A 17,317-nucleotide genomic window follows, 5' to 3' on the forward strand; every position below is an offset into this window, starting at 1 on the left:
TGCACCCGGGCCGGGAATCCGGACCGCCCCGGAGGGGGAGCCTGCCGACCCCGGCGGGAGAAGGAGCCTGTCAGCCCCCGGACGCCGAGGCCGGTCCCTGCCGGGGTCGAGGCGGTGCCTACCGCCTCCCGGGCCGGACGCCGGTCCCCGCCGTCACCCGGTTCGGAGGCGGAAGCCGCCGCCCCGGGCCCGAGGCCGGTCCCTGCCGGGGCTGAGGTGGTTCCGGCAGGGGGCCGGGACGGGCCGGGGGCGGGTGCCGGCGGGGCCGGGCCGGGGCGGAGGCGGGCTCCTGGCGAGGGTCGGGACGGAACGGGGGCGTCGTGGGGGCGGGGGTGGGCGCGGTGGAGGTCAGTTGGTGTCGACCGTGACCTTGCCCGAGATGATGTCCTGCTCGGCCTTGTCGACGGCGGCGACGACGTCCTTCATGGCGCGGTACTTCGGGTTGGAGTCGGCGAAGCCGACGCCGCCCGACTTCAGGTCGCCGCGCACCTCGCCGGTCAGCGGCTTGCCGTCGACGACGGACTTGGTCAGGTCGTACACCGCGCCGCCGACGTTCTTGAGGGCCGAGCCGAGGATCCAGTCCTTGTACTGGGCGAGGGCGGCCTGCTGATACTGGTCGGAGTCCACGCCGATGGCCCACACATGGTGCGCCGCCGCGGACTGGATGACGCCCTGACCGGACAGGCCGGCCGCGTGGTAGACGACGTCCGCGCCCTTCTCGATCTGGGCGTTGGCCGCGTCCTTGCCCTTGTCGGGGCTGGCGAAGCCGCCCTCCTGGGCGGTCTGCGTCAGGTACTGCGACTCGATCTTGATCTTCGGGTCGACCGACCGGGCGCCCTGGTCGAAGCCGGCCTCGAACTTGTGGATGAGCGGGATGTCCACGCCGCCGACGAAGCCGATGTGGTTCTTCTTGGTGGCCTTGGCCGCCGCCACACCCGCCAGGTACGAGGCCTGCTCCTCGTGGAAGACGAGGTCCACGACGTTGCTCGCCTCGACGGTGTTGTCGTCGATGATGCCGAAGGTGGTCTTCGGGTACTTGGCCGCGACCTCCTTGACGGCCGGCGCGTAGACGAAGCCGACGCCGACCACGGGGTCGTAGCCGCTCTTGGCGAGCTGCTCCAGGCGCTGCACCTTGTCGGCGTTCGACTCGCCGTCCTGCGGCTCGATGTCCCGGCCGCCGATCTTGAACTCCTTCTCGGCCTTCTCCATACCGGCGAAGGCGGCGTCGTTGAAGGACTGGTCGCCCTTGCCGCCGACGTCGTAGGCCAGGCCGATGCCCTTGCCCGAGTACTTGCCGGACTCGGAGGAGCCGCCGCTCCCGGAGTCGGTGCTGGACTTGCCGCATCCGGCGGCCGCGAGCGCGAGGGCCGCGACGGCCACCGCGGCCTTGGAGAACCTGGTCCTTCGGGAGTTCGTACGCACAGCAAGCACCCCTTCTTGCCCACGGCGCCGTCACCGGCCCGCATCCCCATGTGCCGCCTCTGGTGGCGATCCGGCGCACAGTAACGCGCGTAGAAGGAGGGGGGAACGGTCTTTCTCCGGGCCGTTACCGAACCGTGCCGCCGACCGGTCACGGCCGCGTTTCCCCGATGACGGTCGGGTGACCGGGCCGGACGAAGGCGTACGCATCACGCTGCCGGGCTCGTCACCGCACGGCGGGGCGAGCGGCGGAGGCGGACCGGGGCGGGCCACGCGCGCACGCCTCGCGCGTCCCCGTCGTGAGCCGGATCCGCCGCTCCTCCCGCTCGTCGGCGCCGGGCGGGCGGGGTCAGTGGGCGGGGTGCAGCAGGGCCGCGGCGGTGAAGAGCTCCACGCCCACCCGGATCGCCGACTCGTCGGCGTCGAAGTCGCCCTGGTGCAGGTCGCGCAGGGTGCGCTCGCCCGGGGTGCGCACGCCGAGACGGGCCATCGCGCCGGGCACGTGTTCGAGGTACCAGGAGAAGTCCTCGCCGCCGAGGCTCTGCTCGGTGCCCTCGACGGAGGCCGCGCCGCGACGGGCCGTCATCGCCGCGCGCAGCAGCTCGGTCGCCTCCGGCTCGTTGACGACCGGCGGCACCCCGCGCACGTAGTTGATCTCCGACTTGGCCTTGTGCAGGTTGGCGACCTCGTCGATCGCGGCGACCACGATGTCGGGGGCGTGCCGCCAGGCGTTGATGTCCAGGCAGCGCACGGTCCCGGCCAGCTCGGCGTGCTGCGGGATGACGTTCGGGGCGTGCCCGGACTCGATCCGTCCCCAGGTCACGGCGAGCCCCGCCCGGGTGTCGATACGGCGGCCGACCAGCGCGGGCACGTCGGTGACGACGCGGGCGACGGCGGTGACGAGGTCGGTCGTCAGGTGCGGGCGGGCGCTGTGCCCGCCGGGCCCGTCGAGCGAGACCTCCAGCCGGTCGCAGGCGGAGGTGATGGCGCCCTGGCGCAGGCCGATCATGCCGGCGTCCACCCGGGGGTCGCAGTGCACGGCGAGGATCCGGCCCACGCCCCTCAGCACGCCGGCCTTGATGGCTTCGGCGGCGCCGCCGGGCAGCACCTCCTCGGCCGGCTGGAAGACCAGCCGCACCGGCCGGGGCAGCAGTCCCCGCCGGTGCAGATCGGCCAGGACGAGCCCGGTGCCGAGCACCACGGTGGTGTGCACGTCGTGGCCGCAGGCGTGGGCCCGGTCGGGGACGGTGGAGCGGTAGGGGCACTCGCTCTTGCTGTCCGGGATGGGCAGCGCGTCGATGTCGGCGCGCAGGGCGAGGATGCCCCGCGAGGCCGCGGCCCCCGCCTCGCCGTCGGCGCCGTCCGCGCCGGGGTCGGCGAAGCCGGGTCCGGCCGCGCTGTCGAGGTCGCTGACGTCACCGATGTCGCAGACGAGTCCGGTCCCGGAGGGCAGGACGCGCGGCGCCAGCCCGGCCTTCTCCAGGCGCGCCTTGATCGCGGCGGTGGTGCGGAACTCCTGGTTGCCGAGTTCCGGATGCATGTGCAGGTCGCGGCGGAACGCGACGAGTTCGGCGAACAGCGCCTCCGGCAGCGTGCCGGGAAGGACGGTTTCCGCGGGGAGATCGGCCTCGGACTCTGGGGACATCAGTTGCTTCACCCTCTGAAGGGTATGACGCCGGGGCGGTCAACTGACCCTCGATCAGCAAAAGTTCAGTCCGTCAGGGGAAGAAGGACCGGCCGCGGACGCATGACTGTCTACTGGGCCGGGTACACTCGCCCGCCTTTGCCGGCCGAGCGGATCACGGGATCCCCGGGAGTGACGCATCCGCCACGTCCTTGGCACTCGCCCCACTGTTCTCTCCTCCACGCATACCACGCTTCACCGGGAGCACGCCCGAAATGTTCACCTGTCGGACTGCCCCGGCGCACCCGCTGACCTGGCTGCTCCCTGGGGAACGGGCCGATCGGCCGGGCCGCCCGTCCGGGCGATGCGATGCACGTCACGGGCCGTGCCCGTCACCCCGGACAGGAAACCCTGGGCGCGCGGCGAGGCGTGCGCGGTCAGCCAGTCCGGGTCGATGTCGCAGACGGCGACGCGCACCGGGGTGCCGGCCAGGGCCCGGGGCAGGGTGTGCACGACCGTGGACGGGAAACTGAGGACCGTACGGCCGATCGGGCCACGCCGGGCGATCAGCTCCAGCGGCAGGTCGGGGCGGACCACCTCCAGGCCCGTCTCGACGGCCAGCCGGTGCAGCTTGTCCGTGCTCTCGCGGCGGTGGGCGAAGTAGCGGGTCGCGCCGTGCGCCTGGGCGAGGGCGCGTACGGCGTCGAGGTAGTGCTCGCCGTCCACCACGCCCGTCTCGACGAGCGAGGTGCCGACCAGGTCGGCGCCGGAGGTGAGGCGGGGCGGCCCGAAGCGGGCTCGGGTCCAGGCGAAGTCGTTCGCGCTGACGCGGACACCGTCCGGGACGTCGTCGACCGGCATGGCGGAGAAGACCTCCACCCGGTGGTCGCCGCTGTCCGGGTCGGGGGTCAGCCGGCGGCGGGCGGCGGCCGACACCGGGGCGAACAGCAGGTCCCTCGGGCCCGGCCGGCCGCCCTTGCGGTGCCAGCGCACCAGTCGTTCGCCTCGGGCCAGCTGGGCGACGAACTCCATGGTGGCCGTGCCGTCGTCGACGACCACCAGGTCTGGGGCCTTGGTGATGGTCAGCAGCAGCTGCACGTAGCGGGAGAACGGGTCCCCCATGACCACGCGCTCCGCCCGCCGCAGCAGCCGGCGCAGTCCGCCGACGGTGCGGAACGGCGCGCCGGCGCCGCCCCGCGCCTCCTCCCAGCGGACCTCGTGCCCCTCCTCCCGGGCCAGTTCGGCCATCCGCCGCAGCTGTCCGCGGGTCATCGGGTCGGTCGGGGACAGCACGACGAGGGTGATGCGCGGGCCGGGCCCGGCGCCCTGGCCCGCCCCGGCGCCCTGGCCACTCCCGGCCGCGACCGCCGCCGGGGCGGCCGGCCGGCGGCGCGGCTGGGCCGGGATCAGGCGGCCCGCCGGCGGGCCCCCGCCCCCGGTCACGGCGGCCCCGGGCGCACCGGCGATGCCGGTGGTTGTGGGGACGTCGGAGTCCCGCGGGGCGGGCGAGGCGTACGGGGGCATCGGGCCGGACGGTTCCCGGGGCCCCCGCGGGTCGCGCGTCATGCCCTGGGCGTGGGCCCACTCCAGGACGTTGAGGAGCTGGACGGGGCTCTCGACGAAGGCGAGGGTGTGGGGGCTCATCGGCGCACGACCGTTCCGTCGTAAGGGGCGTGGGGGGACCGGCGGACGGGCCGGACCGGTCTCAGACCGCGACCGGCTCGCCCGCCGCGGCGGCGATCTCCGCCTCGGCGACGACCCCGGTGACGCGGCGCAGCTTCTTCATCGGACCGAGCTCGGAGTCGTAGACCTTCTTCACTCCGTCGCCGAGGGAGGCCTCGATGGTGCGGATGTCGCGGACGAGGCGGCTGAGGCCCTGCGGCTCGACGGAGGCGGCCTGGTCGGAGCCCCACATCGCGCGGTCCAGGGTGATGTGCCGCTCGACGAAGACCGCGCCGAGCGCGACGGCGGCCAGCGTGGTCTGCAGGCCGGTCTCGTGGCCGGAGTAGCCGATCGGGACGTTCGGGTACTCCTTCTCCAGCGTGTTGATCACCCGCAGGTTCAGCTCGTCGGCCTTCGCCGGGTACGTCGACGTGGCGTGGCAGAGCAGGATGTTGTCGCTGCCGAGCACCTCCACCGCGTGGCGGATCTGCCTCGGGGTGGACATGCCGGTGGAGAGGATGACCGTGCGGCCGGTGGCGCGCAGCGCGCGCAGCAGCTCGTCGTCGGTGAGGGAGGCGGAGGCCACCTTGTGGGCGGGCACGTCGAACTTCTCCAGGAAGGCGACGGCCTCGGTGTCCCACGGGGAGGCGAACCAGGCGATGCCCTTCTCCCTGCAGTGCTCGTCGATCCGGCGGTACTCGTCCTCGCCGAACTCCACGCGGTGGCGGTAGTCGATGTAGGTCATCCGGCCCCAGGGGGTGTCGCGCTCGATGTCCCACTGGTCGCGCGGGGTGCAGATCTCGGGGGTGCGCTTCTGGAACTTCACGGCGTCGCAGCCGGCCTCGGCGGCCACGTCGATGAGCTTGAGGGCGTTGTCGACGTCGCCGTTGTGGTTGATGCCGATCTCGCCGGTGATGTAGACGGGGCGGCCGGGGCCGGCCTCGCGGGCGCCGAGGGTGCGGATGCGGGAGTCGGTGTGCGTGGTGGTGCTCATGGCGGGGGTCCTTACTTGCTGGTGAGGGGTTCGGGGACGGAGCGGGGGCCGGCGGGGGTCAGCGAGGGGCCGAGGAGCCAGCCGGCGATCTCCCGGACGGCGCCGTGGCCGCCGGGGACGGTGGTGACGGCTCGGGCGGCGCCGCGTACGGCGTCGTGGGCGTCGGCGACGGCCACGGGCCAGCCGACGAGGGCGAAGCAGGGCAGGTCGTTGACGTCGTTGCCGACGTAGAGCACGCGTTCGGGCGCGATGCCCTGTTCCTCGCACCACTGCTTGAGCGCGAGGTCCTTGTGGTCGATGCCGTGCAGCACGGGCAGCCGCAGCTTGCGGGCGCGGGCGGCGACGACCGGGTTCTGCTCCGTGGACAGGATCAGCAGCGGCAGGCCGCTTCTGCGCAGGGCAGCGATGCCGAGGCCGTCGCCGCGGTGGACGGAGACGAGCTCGCGTCCGTCGGAGTCGATCAGCACCCGGTCGTCGGTCTGGGTGCCGTCGAAGTCGAGGACGACGGCGTCGACGTCGGCGAGGGAGGGCAGGGCGCCGCGCCGTCCGGTGTCGAGGAGCGGGGCGAGGGCGCGGGCGCGGGCCAGGTCGTGCGGGTCGTCGATCTCCAGCACGCGGGCCGGGTCGGTGCGCACGAGTTCGGTGCGGCCGAAGAAGCGGTGGCGGTGCGCGCGGAAGCCGGCGGCGGTCATCGCGTAGGCGGCGCCGGTCTCCAGCAGGTCCTGGGGGCGGTCCTGGCGGCGGGGGCGGACGGACTTGTCGTGGTTGACGCCGTAGCCGCCGCCGGACGCCGCGGCGGCCTTGGGGACGCCGCCCGCCGCGGACTCGTCCTCGGCGTCGCGCCAGACGAAGCCTTGGAAGGGGGCGACGGTCACGGCGGTGTCCGCGCCGTTCTCGACGATCGCGCCGGCCACCCCGTCGACGTCCTCGCGGGCGAGGAACGGGCTGGTGCACTGGACCAGCAGCACGACGTCCACGCGGGCGCCGTGCAGCGCCTCGTGGGTGTCCAGGGCGTGCAGCACGGCCGCCTCGGAGGTCGCCGTGTCGCCGGCTATCGCCGCCGGGCGCTGCACCACCTCGGCGCCGGCCTCGCGGGCCGCGGCGGCGATGGCGGCGTCGTCGGTGGAGACCACGACGTCCGTCACGTGCCGGGTGGCGCGGCACTCGCGCACCGCCCTGACGACCAGCGGCACACCGCCGACGGGGGCCAGGTTCTTGGCGGGCACGCCCTTGGAGCCGCCGCGCGCGGGGATCACGGCGAGCACCCGCCGCACGGTGGTGCCTCGGCCGGCCTCCGCGGCGCCCTCCTCCGGCAGGCCCTCCTCCGGGTGGCGAGGTCGCGGGCTGCTGGGTTCCGGGTGGGGCATGGGGCCTGCTCCTTGTCGTGGGGCCGGGGGGCGGTTCGCGGCGCGTCGCGGGGCCGGGGGGCGGGTCACAGCTCGCCCATGCGCCGGATGACGGGGGCGACGCGCTGGACGCCGTGCCGGTAGGCGCCGCGGGCGGCCCGGCGCACGATCTGCCGGACCGGGCCGGGCTCGCGGCCGGCGTCCGGGGCGCCCGGCAGCGGGGCGCCGTCGGGGCCGAGGTGGTGGCGGGCGAGGATGCCGGGCAGGTAGCCGGGCGCTGTCGCGGCCGTGTAGTACGGGTCGAGGGGCGGCAGCCCGCCGGGCGCCGCGAGCAGCCTCGCGACGCGTTCGCGGGCCGCGTCGAAGGCGGTGGCGTACGCCTCTCCCCCGCCGGCGGCGGGACCGGCGGACGGGGCGCCGTCGGGGGCGCCCCGGACGGGGCCGACCGCGGCCACGCCCTGCCGGGCCAGCCACTCCTCGTCGGGCACCGGGCGGTGTCCGGCGTCCAGCCGCTCCCAGGAGGCGAGGCAGCCGGAGCCGGTGAAGTGGTGGTTGCCGAGCGCCTCGCGCACGCCGAGGTCGGTGAGGACGGCGGTGGGGATCCGGCGGTGCAGCGCCTCCAGCGCGGCCGTGGAGCTGACCGTCACCAGCAGGTCCGCGCGGTCCAGGACCGTGCCCATGTGGCCGTAGACCAGGCGGAGGTTGGGCGGCAGCTCCGTCTTCTGCGCCAGCTTCTGGTAGGGCAGTTCCTCGATGTGGGTGGTGTGTTCGCCGGGCCGGGAGCGCAGCTTGAGCAGCACCTCGCGCTCGGGGTGCAGCCGGGCGTGCCGGATCAGCCGGTCCAGCAGGTAGGCGCGGTCGGCGCGGCCGGCCGGAACCGAGGGCTGCGCGGCGAACACCACCGTGTACGGGTCGTTCGGCCCGGCGTAGGGCGTGCCGCCGAGGAACGGCAGCGCCACCTCGGTGACCGCCGAGGCGTCGGCGCCCACCCCTTCGTACACGGCCCGGAACCGGTCCGCGTCGTGGCGGGAGTTGGCGAGGACGAGGTCGGCGCCGTGCCGCAGCAGCAGCCCGTCGGCGAGCTTCTCGTAGACCACGCCGACGTAGCCGGTGACGACGACGGGGCGTCGCTCGCGGCCCTGCCACACCCGCTTCAGCCCGTGCAGCACCGCCTGCGTGCCGCCGCCCACGAGGGCGAGGACCAGGACGTCGTACGGCTCCTCGCCGCCGGCGTCGGCGTCCATGGCGCGCAGGAACTCGACGGCGGTCACCTCGCGCAGCGAGTCGGCGCGGACGCCGACCTCCGTCAGCTGGCGGGCGGTGGGGGTGGCTCGGCCCCGCAGGAGGTAGCCGTCGAGGCGGAGGCCCGGTTCACCCGGTGCGGACGGTCCGGCCGTGTCGCCCGGACCGTGCGGCTGGGCGGAAACGATGCGGGACGCGGTGAGCGCGCCCCATTTCCACCGGGTGTCGGAATCCGCGAGAACGGCGACCCGCCGGGTCTTCTTCGTTCTTGCTGGCACGTCGAAGACCGTAGGAAGGCATTTCTAGGTCCCGCCCAACCGGGCGGCAACAAACGGTTAACAGCACACCGCCGTACGGCGAATCGGGCTCGGGAAGGCCGGCTCGGAGGCCTGGTTCACGGCATCGCCACGCGTCGTTCACCCAAGGTCAAACCGCGGGTAAAGACGCAGGCGGGGGCCGCGCCCTAACGTCACCCGTGTGGTCAAGCTCTCCGTCATCGTGCCGTTCTACAACGTGCAGCAATACGCACCCGACACCTTGAGAAGTCTGCGTGCGAACGCGCGCGACGACTTCGAATTCATTCTCGTCGACGACTGTTCGCGCGACGAGACCCCGGACATTCTCGCGCGCGCGGAACGCGAGCTGCCGGGTGCGGTGTGCGTCCGACACGAGAGGAACGGAGGACTGGCGACCGCGCGCAACACCGGGATCGACCGGGCGCGCGGCGAGTACCTGACGTTCCTGGACGGCGACGACTGGCTCGCGCCCGGCTACTACCCGCGGCTCCTGGCGGCGGCCGAGGAACTGGGCTGCGACTTCGTGCGCACCGACCATGTGCAGTGCACCGGCCAGGCGCGCACAGTCCACCGGGTGCCGCACGGACGGCGCTCGGTGGTGCTGGACCCGCGCTCGGCGATACTGCCCGCCGACCGCTCCACCTCCGTCGACTACCCCTACGCCTGGGCCGGGATCTACCACCGCCGCCTCGTCGACCGGGGCCTGCTGCACTTCACCGACGGTCTGCGCACCGCCGAGGACCGGCCGTGGATCTGGCGGCTGCACCGGCAGGCGGAGTCCTTCGCCGTGGTGGGGCTGCTCGGCGTGCACTACCGGCGCGGGGTCGCCTCCTCGCTGACGCAGATCGGCGACGTGCGCCAGCTCGACTTCATCCGCGCCTTCGACCAGGTCGTCCAGGAGACGGCCGAGGACCGGGAGGCGGACCGGCTGCTGCCCAAGGCGGTCCGCACGTACTGCGCGATCATCTCCCATCACCTGGGCTCCATCGAGAGGTTCGAACCGGCGGTGGCACGGAAGCTGAAGTCGCTCAGCGCGGGCGCGCTGCGGCGCATGCCGCAGGACGTCCTGGACGCGGCGCTGGACTCCATGGACCTCCAGCGGGCGAGCCGGCTGCGCCGGCTGCGCCGTCGCCCGGCAGCGACGGGGGCCGCCGCGTGAGCACGCAGATCTTCCTCGCGTCGACGCTGTACGGCGCGGCCACCCTCGCCGCCGCCCTCGACTCCGACCGCTTCGGCGCCGCCGACCGGCGGATCCTGCTCGTCTGCAACAACGTGGCGACGCCCGAGACCACGGCGCCGCTGGACGAGCTGCCGGGCTTCGAGCGGCTGCGGGACCGCTTCGACGACGTGCTGTCGTGGAACGAGACCATCTCCCCCTTCCACCCGGGCGGCTGGGCGCCGCGTCCGGACGACGTGCCGCTGTGGGAGCGGTATCTGCGGCTGCTGTGGCGGCTGGGCGAGGACGACGTCGAGCTGGCCGTCGAGTCGATCCAGGTCAACCCGGCGCTCGCGGTCTGCCAGATCTTCACCGGGGCCCCCGTCACCGTCTACGCCGACGGCCTGATGAGCTACGGCCCCACCCGCAACAAGATCGACCCGCTGGTCGGCACCCGCATCGACCGCCTGCTGCACCTGGACCTGGTGCCGGGTCTGAAGCCGGTGCTGCTCACCGAGTTCGGCGTCGAGCCGGAACTCGTCCCCACGGACGCCTTCTTGAAGGTGCTGGGCGAACTCGGCGACGCGGCGCCCGAACTGCCCGCGCTGCCGGAGGAACCCGCGCTGCTGCTGGGGCAGTACCTCTCCGCGCTCGGCATCCTCACCGCCGAGGAGGAGGAGGAACTGCACGTGCGGATGCTGCGGGGCGCGGTCCGGCTGGGCCACACCCGGGTGGTGTTCAAGCCGCACCCCTCCGCGCCGGCCCGCTGGTCGCGGTCGCTGGAGAAGGAGGCGGAGACGCTGGGCGCCGAACTGACGGTGCTCGACGTGCCGGTCCTCGCCGAGGTGCTGTACCAGCGCACGCGTCCGGCGCTGGTCGCCGGCTGCTTCTCCACCGCGCTGCTCACCGCGTCGGCGCTGTACGGGCTGCCGGTCGCCCGCACCGGGACCGGCGCGCTGCTGGAGCGGCTGACGCCCTACGAGAACAGCAACCGCGTGCCCGTGACGATCGTGGACGCGCTGCTGCCCGACCTGGACGACCGCGAGGCGGTGGCCGGGCAGCGGCAGGGCGTGGACGTCGGGGCGCTGGCCGAGCTGGTCGAGGCGGTGTCGTTCGCGATGCAGCCGAAGATCCGTCCGGACCTGCGCGCGACCGCCGAACGGTATCTGGCCGCGCACCTCGACGCGCACACCCGCCGCTACTTCAAGCGCCGCCGGCTCACCTCGCTGGCGCTTCCCGGCGGCATTCCGGTGCAGCTGGCGTTCATACCGCGCAACGCGGCGGTGCGGCGGATGGCGCGCCGCGCCCGCTCCCTGGGGCGCGCGGCGGGCCGCTGACGCCGGCGTCGTCGCGCCCCGGCGTCCGCTACGCGCTCGCCAGCGACAGTTTGACCGCGAACCCGAGGAAGAGCGCTCCCGCCGCCGAGGTCGCCCACGCCGACAGGCGCTTGCGGCGGCGGAAGGCGGCGGAGAGCTTGGTGCCGCCGAAGATCAGGGCGCTGAGGTAGAGGAAGCTGGCGAGCTGCGCGAAGGCGCCGAGGACGACGAAGGACAGGGCCGGATAGGCGTAGCCGGGGTCGACGAACTGCACGAAGAAGGCCACGAAGAACAGGATCGCCTTGGGGTTGAACAGGCTGACGACGAAGGCGCGGCGGTAGGGCCGCTCGTCGGTGGCCGAGGGGGCGGTGGCGGTCTCCTCCAGGGTCTTCTCCCGCCGGGTGCGCCACATCGACCAGGCGGCCCGCATCATGCCGACGGCGAGCCAGGTCAGATATCCGGCGCCGGCGTACTTCACGATGCCGAACAGCACGTCGTTCGCCTTGAGCAGGGAGGCGACCCCGGCCGCCGACAGCGTCATCAGCACGGTGTCACCGCACCAGACGCCGGCCGCGGCGGTGTATCCGGCCCGCACTCCGCGCCGTGCGGCCACGGACAGCACGTAGAGCGAGTTGGGGCCGGGGAGCAGGACGATGAGGACGAGGCCCGCCAGGTAGGTGGGGAGATCGATGACGCCGAACATGGCAGGGAGTGTCGCACGCGAGTACGACACTCGGGGAGGGGTTTCGCGAGGCGAGACGGGGTGCGGGGCCGGCGGGTCAGCCGCCGTCGAGGAGGGTGTCGACAGAGAGGTCCAGTGAGACGCCGACGGACTCCGGTACGGGCACGAACTGGCCGCGCTTGAAGCGCTCGGGGGCGGGATACGCGCCGTCGGCCGGGTCGGTGTAGAGGAGGACCTCGTCGTGCTTGCGGTCGGCGACGAGGTAGACCGGGATGCCGGCCTGCGCGTAGCACTCCACCTTGGGACCGAGGTCGTCGGCCCAGTTGGAGGACGTGATCTCCACGACCAGACGGAAGACGTGCGGCGCGTAGTAGTTCTTGGTGACGTGGGCGTCGCGGAAGTCCTCCTCCACGACCGAGAAGTCCGGGATCGCGAAGTCTTCCGGCAGCAGGGGCAGCCACAGTCCGACGCCTTGGACGTATTCGTACCCTGCCTCGACGATCCCGGCCCGGTCGAAAACCCTGCCGAGCTTGGTCAGCGCCAGCTGATGCGAACCATCCGGCGGCGGTGTCACAGTGAGCCTCCCCTGGAGAATCTCCACGCGGTGGCCAGGCAGTGCACGGGCAAGCTGATCAGCAGCCTCGCCCAGGGTCAGCTCCTGCTGCAGTACGGCCATGGCGTCCTCCTCTTCGGGGCCCACTCTCCACGAGAGTAACCGGCGGCGGAGATTCCTCGCCCCCGATCACCCGTACGAGAGATAACCGCAGCTCAGAAGGCGTCCGAGGGAACGTAACTCCCCCACACCTCGCGCAGCGCCCCGCACACCTCGCCCACCGTGGCGCGGGCGCGCAGGGCCTCCTTCATCGGATACAGGACGTTGTCATCGCCCCCGGCGGCCTTCTTCAGGGCGGCCAGGGCGGCGTCGACCGCCGGCTGGTCGCGCCCGGCGCGCAGGGCGGCCAGGCGTTCGGCCTGCCGGGCCTCGATCGCGGGGTCGACGCGCAGCGGCTCGTACGGCTCCTCCTCGTCGAGCCGGAAGCGGTTGACGCCGACGACGACCCGCTCGCCGGAGTCGGTCTCCTGGGCGACGCGGTAGGCGCTGCGCTCGATCTCGCCCTTCTGGAAGCCGCGCTCGATCGCCGCGACCGCGCCGCCGAGGTCCTCGACCTTCCGCATCAGCTCCACAATGGCGGCCTCCATGTCGTCGGTCATCGTCTCGACGGCGTAGGAGCCGGCGAAGGGGTCGACCGTGGCCGTCACGTCCGTCTCGTGGGCGAGGACCTGCTGGGTGCGCAGGGCGAGGCGGGCGCTCTTGTCGGTCGGCAGCGCGATCGCCTCGTCGAAGGAGTTGGTGTGCAGCGACTGGGTGCCGCCGAGCACGGCGGCCAGACCCTGGACGGCGACGCGGACCAGGTTCACCTCCGGCTGCTGGGCGGTCAGCTGCACGCCCGCCGTCTGCGTGTGGAAGCGCAGCATCATCGACTTGGGGTTCTTCGCCCCGAACTCCTCCTTCATGACCCTGGCCCAGATCCTGCGGGCCGCGCGGAACTTGGCGACCTCCTCCAGGAGCGTGGTGCGGGCGACGAAGAAGAAGGACAGGCGGGGCGCGAAGTCGTCGACGTCCATGCCGGCCGCGACCGCCGTGCGGACGTACTCGACGCCGTCGGCGAGTGTGAACGCGATCTCCTGCGCGGGCGAGGCGCCGGCCTCCGCCATGTGGTAGCCGGAGATGGAGATGGTGTTCCACCTCGGGATCTCGGCCCGGCAGTACTGGAAGATGTCCGCGGTCAGCCGCAGCGACGGCTTGGGCGGGAAGATGTACGTCCCGCGCGCGATGTACTCCTTGAGCACGTCGTTCTGGACGGTGCCGGTGAGCCGGTCCGCCGGGACGCCCTGCTCCTCGGCCACCAGCTGGTACAGCAGGAGCAGCAGCGCGGCGGGGGCGTTGATCGTCATGGACGTGGAGACCTCGCCCAGCGGGATGCCGCCGAACAGGACCCGCATGTCGTCGATCGAGTCGACGGCCACGCCGACCTTGCCGACCTCGCCGTGCGCGATCGGGGCGTCGGAGTCGTACCCCATCTGGGTGGGCAGGTCGAAGGCGACGGACAGGCCCGTGGTGCCGTGGGCGATGAGCTGCCGGTAGCGGGCGTTGGACTCGGCGGCCGTCCCGAAGCCGGCGTACTGGCGCATGGTCCACGGGCGCCCGGTGTACATCGTCGGGTACACGCCGCGGGTGAAGGGGTACGCGCCGGGCTCCCCGAGCCTCTCGGCGGGGTCCCAGTCCTTCAGGGCGTCCGGTCCGTAGACCGGCTCGACGGTCAGCCCGGACTCCGACTCGCGCGCCATGGTGTGCCTCCGCGTTCCTGGTCGCTCGCTGCTCCGGCGCTCGCTCACCGGCCGCCGCCCGACTCTCTCCCATTCCCACCATGCCCCGTGGTTCGCCGCCGGTCACGTGTGGGGAGGTATCCGGTGTACGACCGGGACGGCGGCGGGCGCGGCGGACGGACGCCGGGCGCCGAGGAGACGGCGGGGGCGGTATGCGCATGGGGTGCGTGGGGAGGGCGGGCGCCGCGGCGGCCGCGGTGCTGGCGCTGCTGGCGGTGTCCGGCTGCGAGGTGCGGGACACGGGAGCGGGCGCGGGAAGCAGCGCGGGCGCGGGTTCCGGCGGGCGGTACGGTTCGCCGACGGGGGCGCGGACCCCGTCCGGCGGGCGCTTCGGCGGCGACGACCGGCCCGGGCAGGGCAAGGGGACGGCCACGGGATCGGCCGCGCACCGGACCACCGCGTCCGGGCCGCCCGCGCGGGTCCTGTGGTCGCGCGGCGACAGCGGCCGTGCCGTCCGTGAACTCCAGGCCCGGCTGCGGCAGATCGCCTGGCTGTCCGGCGCGCCGACCGGGACGTACGGCGCGCTGACGGAGCAGGCGGTCAGGGGGTTCCAGGGCAAGCGGGGCCTGCCGCCGACGGGCCGGACGGACACCGTCACCTGGCAGCGGCTGGTGGGCATGACGCGGGAACCGGGCACCTGGGAGCTGTATCCGACGGGCGGGCAGCCGGCCGGCGCGCCGGACGCGCGCTGTCTGACCGGCCGGGTGCTGTGCATCGACAAGACCAGCCGGACGCTGCGCTGGATGGTCGGCGGGCGGACCCTGTCGACGATGGCGGTGCGTTTCGGCACGCAGTACACACCCACCCGCGAGGGCGTCTTCCAGATCTACTGGAAGTCACGCCACCACGTGTCGACGATCTACCACACCGCGATGCCGTACGCGATGTTCTTCAGCGGCGGGCAGGCCGTGCACTACTCCTCCGACTTCGCGGCCCGCGGTTACGCGGGCGGCTCGCACGGCTGCGTCAACGTACGCGACGAGGCGGCGATCGCTCAGGTGTTCGCGCAGGTGAAGGTGGGCGACAAGGTCGTCGTGTACTGGTGACGGCCGGCGCCCGAAGGGGGGCGGGGAGAGGGTTCGGGGCGCGGGCGGGACCGGGGGAACGTGTCCCGCCCGCGCCGGGTGCACGAGCCGTGGGTACGGGGGGAACCCCGGCTCTGTGCGAGGGCCGATGACCAGTCGGCTCACTCATTACTGCGCCGCGGCCGCCAAAAACGTCACACCTCGCGCGAAGGAATTTTTGCGGTAGGGAAAACCGCAGGTCAGCGGGGTCGCGCGCCGGGATCTCGACACACCGGGAAGGGCTCCCCGATCAGGGGGCGCCGTCCGCGGGATCCGGGTCCGGCGCGGAGGGTGTGGCCGGAGGTGTGACCGGGGGCGCGGCCTGGGGTGTGGCCGGGGGCGCGGCCTGGGGTGTGGCCGGGGGTGTGACCGTCGCCCGCTTCGGGAGCGGGAGGCCGAGGGACGGGGCCGGGACGATGTCCGTCCGGGGCGGGCCGCCGCCCGGGAGACCCCCTCGGGGGTGGCCGTCGTCGTCGCCCTTGCCGCCCTTGCCGTCCTTGTCGCCTCCGTGTCCGCCGCGGCCGCCGCCGCGCCCGTCGCGGTCGCCGCCGCCGTCCGCGCCCTGGCCGCCGTCGCCGCCGCGGCCGGAGCCGCGGCTCTCCAGCGCCTTGAGGATCCCGTCGCAGTACGTCCCCACGCGCGCGGCCCCGCCGGCCGCCCCGTCCAGGGCGCGTCGGCGCAGGGCGTCCAGTCCCTTGCCGTCGCGCAGGTCGCGGCAGGACAGGGTCAGCCGGCCGCGACGACCACCGGGCCCGCCGTCCCGCCCGTCGCCCTCGGTCCCGGCGGCGGGTACGCCGCCGGGGGCGGCGGCGCCGTCACGGGCGGTGTCGTCACGGCCGCCGCCAAAGGCGCCCGCGGTCGTGCCGCCGGGCGTGGGCGTGCCCCGCCCGTCGCCCTGGCGGCCGCCCGAGGAGAGCGTGGCGGCCGGACGGCCGGGCGTGGGCCGGGCGGAGACGGAGGCCGCGGGCGCCGGGTCGTCGCCGCCGAACGGTGTCGGCAGCACACCCGTCGTGGCCGCCGCGGCGACTCCGCCCACCGCGCCGGCGGCCAGCGCCGCGGACAGCGCGAGGTGCACGGGGCGGCCCCAGCCCAGGCGCCGGACGCGCCCGGCGGCCCCCGGCCGCGGGCGCGCCTGGATGCGCACGACACCGGCGTCGGCCGGAGCGGAGGCGGGGTAGGGGTCCAGGCGTGCGGTCCGGGCGTCGGCCCGCTCGGCGGCGGCCTTGCGGAAGGCGGCCAGCGCGGCCGCCTCGCCGGGCAGCCCGCCGGCGTCCCGCGAGGCCTCGGCACGGTCCTCACCGTAGGGCTCGGCGGCCAGGGCGTTCAGCGCTCGGGCGAGCCGTTCCGCCTGGTGACGGGCGGTCGCGTCGACGGTGTCCGGTGACTCCCCGCGCAGCAGTCGCTCCGCCGTGTCGCGGTCCAGCCATCGGTACTGCTCGTCGGCCATCACATGTCCCTCTGCGTCCGGGCGCGCATATGCGTCACACCGGCGGACGTCACCGAGCGGCCCCGCGGTTGCCTCGGCGGGGGCACCGCGTCGAGCGCGGCGACGCATTCCGGATCGTCGCCGAGCAGTTCCGCGAGCCGTTTCAGGCCCCGGTGCGCCGCCGTACGGACGGCGCCCGGCCGTTTGCCCAGCGTCTGAGCGGCGGTCTTGGCGTCCAGCCCCACGACCACGCGCAACACGACGGCCTCGGCCTGGTCCTGGGGCAGCCGGGCGATCAGCGAGAGGGTGCGGTCGGTGGCCAGGGACTCGATGGCCTCGCCCGCCGTGTCGCTTTCGGCGGCCTTGCCGGTGAGTTCCGTTTCGTCGCCGCCGATGGCCGGGCGGCGGCCCCGCATCCGTATGTGGTCGAGGGCGCGGTTGCGGGCTATCCGGGCGGCCCAGCCGCGGAACCGGTCGGCGTCCCCGCTGAAACGCGGCAGGTCGCGGGCGATCTGCAGCCACGACTCGGAGGCCACGTCCTCGGCGTCCGGGTCGCCGACCAGCGTGCGTATGTATCCGAGCAGCCGCGGGTGCACGGCGCGGTACACAGTCCGGAACGCGGTCTCGTCCCCGTCCTGTGCCGCGAGCACCGCGGCGGTCAGCTCCGCGTCGTCCCCCAGCACCCCGTGGTGCCCTTTCCTT

Annotated in this window: 14 protein-coding genes; 3 read left to right on the forward strand and 11 right to left on the reverse strand. The window is 74.0% G+C overall.

What is annotated here, in order from left to right:
- Positions 1–348: 348 nt before the first annotated feature.
- The 6 genes from ACH5A8_RS18745 to ACH5A8_RS18770 form a co-directional block, all read right to left on the reverse strand.
- Positions 349–1,380 carry a BMP family protein gene (locus ACH5A8_RS18745; RefSeq protein ID WP_399003932.1) on the reverse strand — a complete coding sequence of 344 codons (1,032 nt, stop codon included), beginning with the start codon at positions 1,378–1,380 and terminating at the stop codon, positions 349–351.
- 388 nt (positions 1,381–1,768) lie between these two features.
- Entirely contained in the window at positions 1,769–3,064 is a 1,296-nt protein-coding gene (locus tag ACH5A8_RS18750; protein WP_399003934.1) for an amidohydrolase, read from the reverse strand.
- Positions 3,065–3,322: 258 nt separating this feature from the next.
- Positions 3,323–4,687 (reverse strand): hypothetical protein, encoded by a 1,365-nt coding sequence (locus ACH5A8_RS18755; protein WP_399003272.1) that lies wholly within the window; start codon positions 4,685–4,687, stop codon positions 3,323–3,325.
- A gap of 61 nt (positions 4,688–4,748) precedes the next feature.
- A complete protein-coding gene (locus ACH5A8_RS18760; RefSeq protein WP_399003274.1) occupies positions 4,749–5,699 on the reverse strand; it encodes an N-acetylneuraminate synthase family protein in 951 nt (316 codons plus the stop codon).
- Positions 5,700–5,710: 11 nt separating this feature from the next.
- On the reverse strand, positions 5,711–7,066 hold the full coding sequence (locus ACH5A8_RS18765) for a cytidylyltransferase domain-containing protein (protein ID WP_399003276.1): 1,356 nt from the start codon (positions 7,064–7,066) through the stop codon (positions 5,711–5,713).
- A 65-nt stretch (positions 7,067–7,131) separates the two neighbouring features.
- Complete coding sequence (locus ACH5A8_RS18770) at positions 7,132–8,565, reverse strand: DUF6716 putative glycosyltransferase (protein ID WP_399003278.1); 1,434 nt, start codon at positions 8,563–8,565, stop codon at positions 7,132–7,134.
- 199 nt (positions 8,566–8,764) lie between these two features.
- Between ACH5A8_RS18770 and ACH5A8_RS18775 the strand changes: the two genes are divergently transcribed.
- Both ACH5A8_RS18775 and ACH5A8_RS18780 read left to right on the forward strand, forming a co-directional pair.
- The gene (locus ACH5A8_RS18775; protein WP_399003280.1) at positions 8,765–9,742 is read left to right on the forward strand and encodes a glycosyltransferase family 2 protein; all 978 of its coding nucleotides are present in this window, start codon (positions 8,765–8,767) and stop codon (positions 9,740–9,742) included.
- Positions 9,739–11,076: an alpha-2,8-polysialyltransferase family protein gene (locus ACH5A8_RS18780; protein ID WP_399003282.1), complete on the forward strand. Its 1,338-nt coding sequence runs from the start codon at positions 9,739–9,741 to the stop codon at positions 11,074–11,076. The genes ACH5A8_RS18775 and ACH5A8_RS18780 overlap by 4 nt, the downstream gene beginning before the upstream one ends.
- 28 nt (positions 11,077–11,104) lie before the next feature.
- Here ACH5A8_RS18780 and leuE read toward each other — a convergent pair whose 3' ends face one another.
- The 3 genes from leuE to ACH5A8_RS18795 form a co-directional block, all read right to left on the reverse strand.
- A complete protein-coding gene (gene leuE / locus ACH5A8_RS18785) occupies positions 11,105–11,758 on the reverse strand; it encodes a leucine efflux protein LeuE (RefSeq protein WP_399003284.1) in 654 nt (217 codons plus the stop codon).
- A 76-nt stretch (positions 11,759–11,834) separates the two neighbouring features.
- Complete coding sequence (locus tag ACH5A8_RS18790) at positions 11,835–12,413, reverse strand: Uma2 family endonuclease (RefSeq protein ID WP_399003286.1); 579 nt, start codon at positions 12,411–12,413, stop codon at positions 11,835–11,837.
- A gap of 92 nt (positions 12,414–12,505) precedes the next feature.
- Positions 12,506–14,086, reverse strand: a complete 1,581-nt coding sequence (locus ACH5A8_RS18795; protein ID WP_399003288.1) for a methylmalonyl-CoA mutase — start codon at positions 14,084–14,086, stop codon at positions 12,506–12,508.
- A gap of 191 nt (positions 14,087–14,277) precedes the next feature.
- Between ACH5A8_RS18795 and ACH5A8_RS18800 the strand changes: the two genes are divergently transcribed.
- The gene (locus ACH5A8_RS18800) at positions 14,278–15,171 is read left to right on the forward strand and encodes a L,D-transpeptidase family protein (protein WP_399003290.1); all 894 of its coding nucleotides are present in this window, start codon (positions 14,278–14,280) and stop codon (positions 15,169–15,171) included.
- 268 nt (positions 15,172–15,439) lie between these two features.
- On the opposite strand, the gene ACH5A8_RS18805 is transcribed toward ACH5A8_RS18800, so the two are convergent.
- The gene (locus ACH5A8_RS18805; protein WP_399003292.1) at positions 15,440–16,636 is read right to left on the reverse strand and encodes an extensin; all 1,197 of its coding nucleotides are present in this window, start codon (positions 16,634–16,636) and stop codon (positions 15,440–15,442) included.
- Positions 16,636–17,298, reverse strand: coding sequence for an RNA polymerase sigma factor (locus tag ACH5A8_RS18810; protein ID WP_399003293.1), 663 nt, complete (start codon positions 17,296–17,298; stop codon positions 16,636–16,638). The genes ACH5A8_RS18805 and ACH5A8_RS18810 overlap by 1 nt, the downstream gene beginning before the upstream one ends.
- Positions 17,299–17,317 lie beyond the last annotated feature (19 nt).

Source organism: Streptomyces sp. NPDC018610 (assembly GCF_044391765.1).
In the GTDB taxonomy this organism is placed as follows: Bacteria; Actinomycetota; Actinomycetes; order Streptomycetales; family Streptomycetaceae; genus Streptomyces.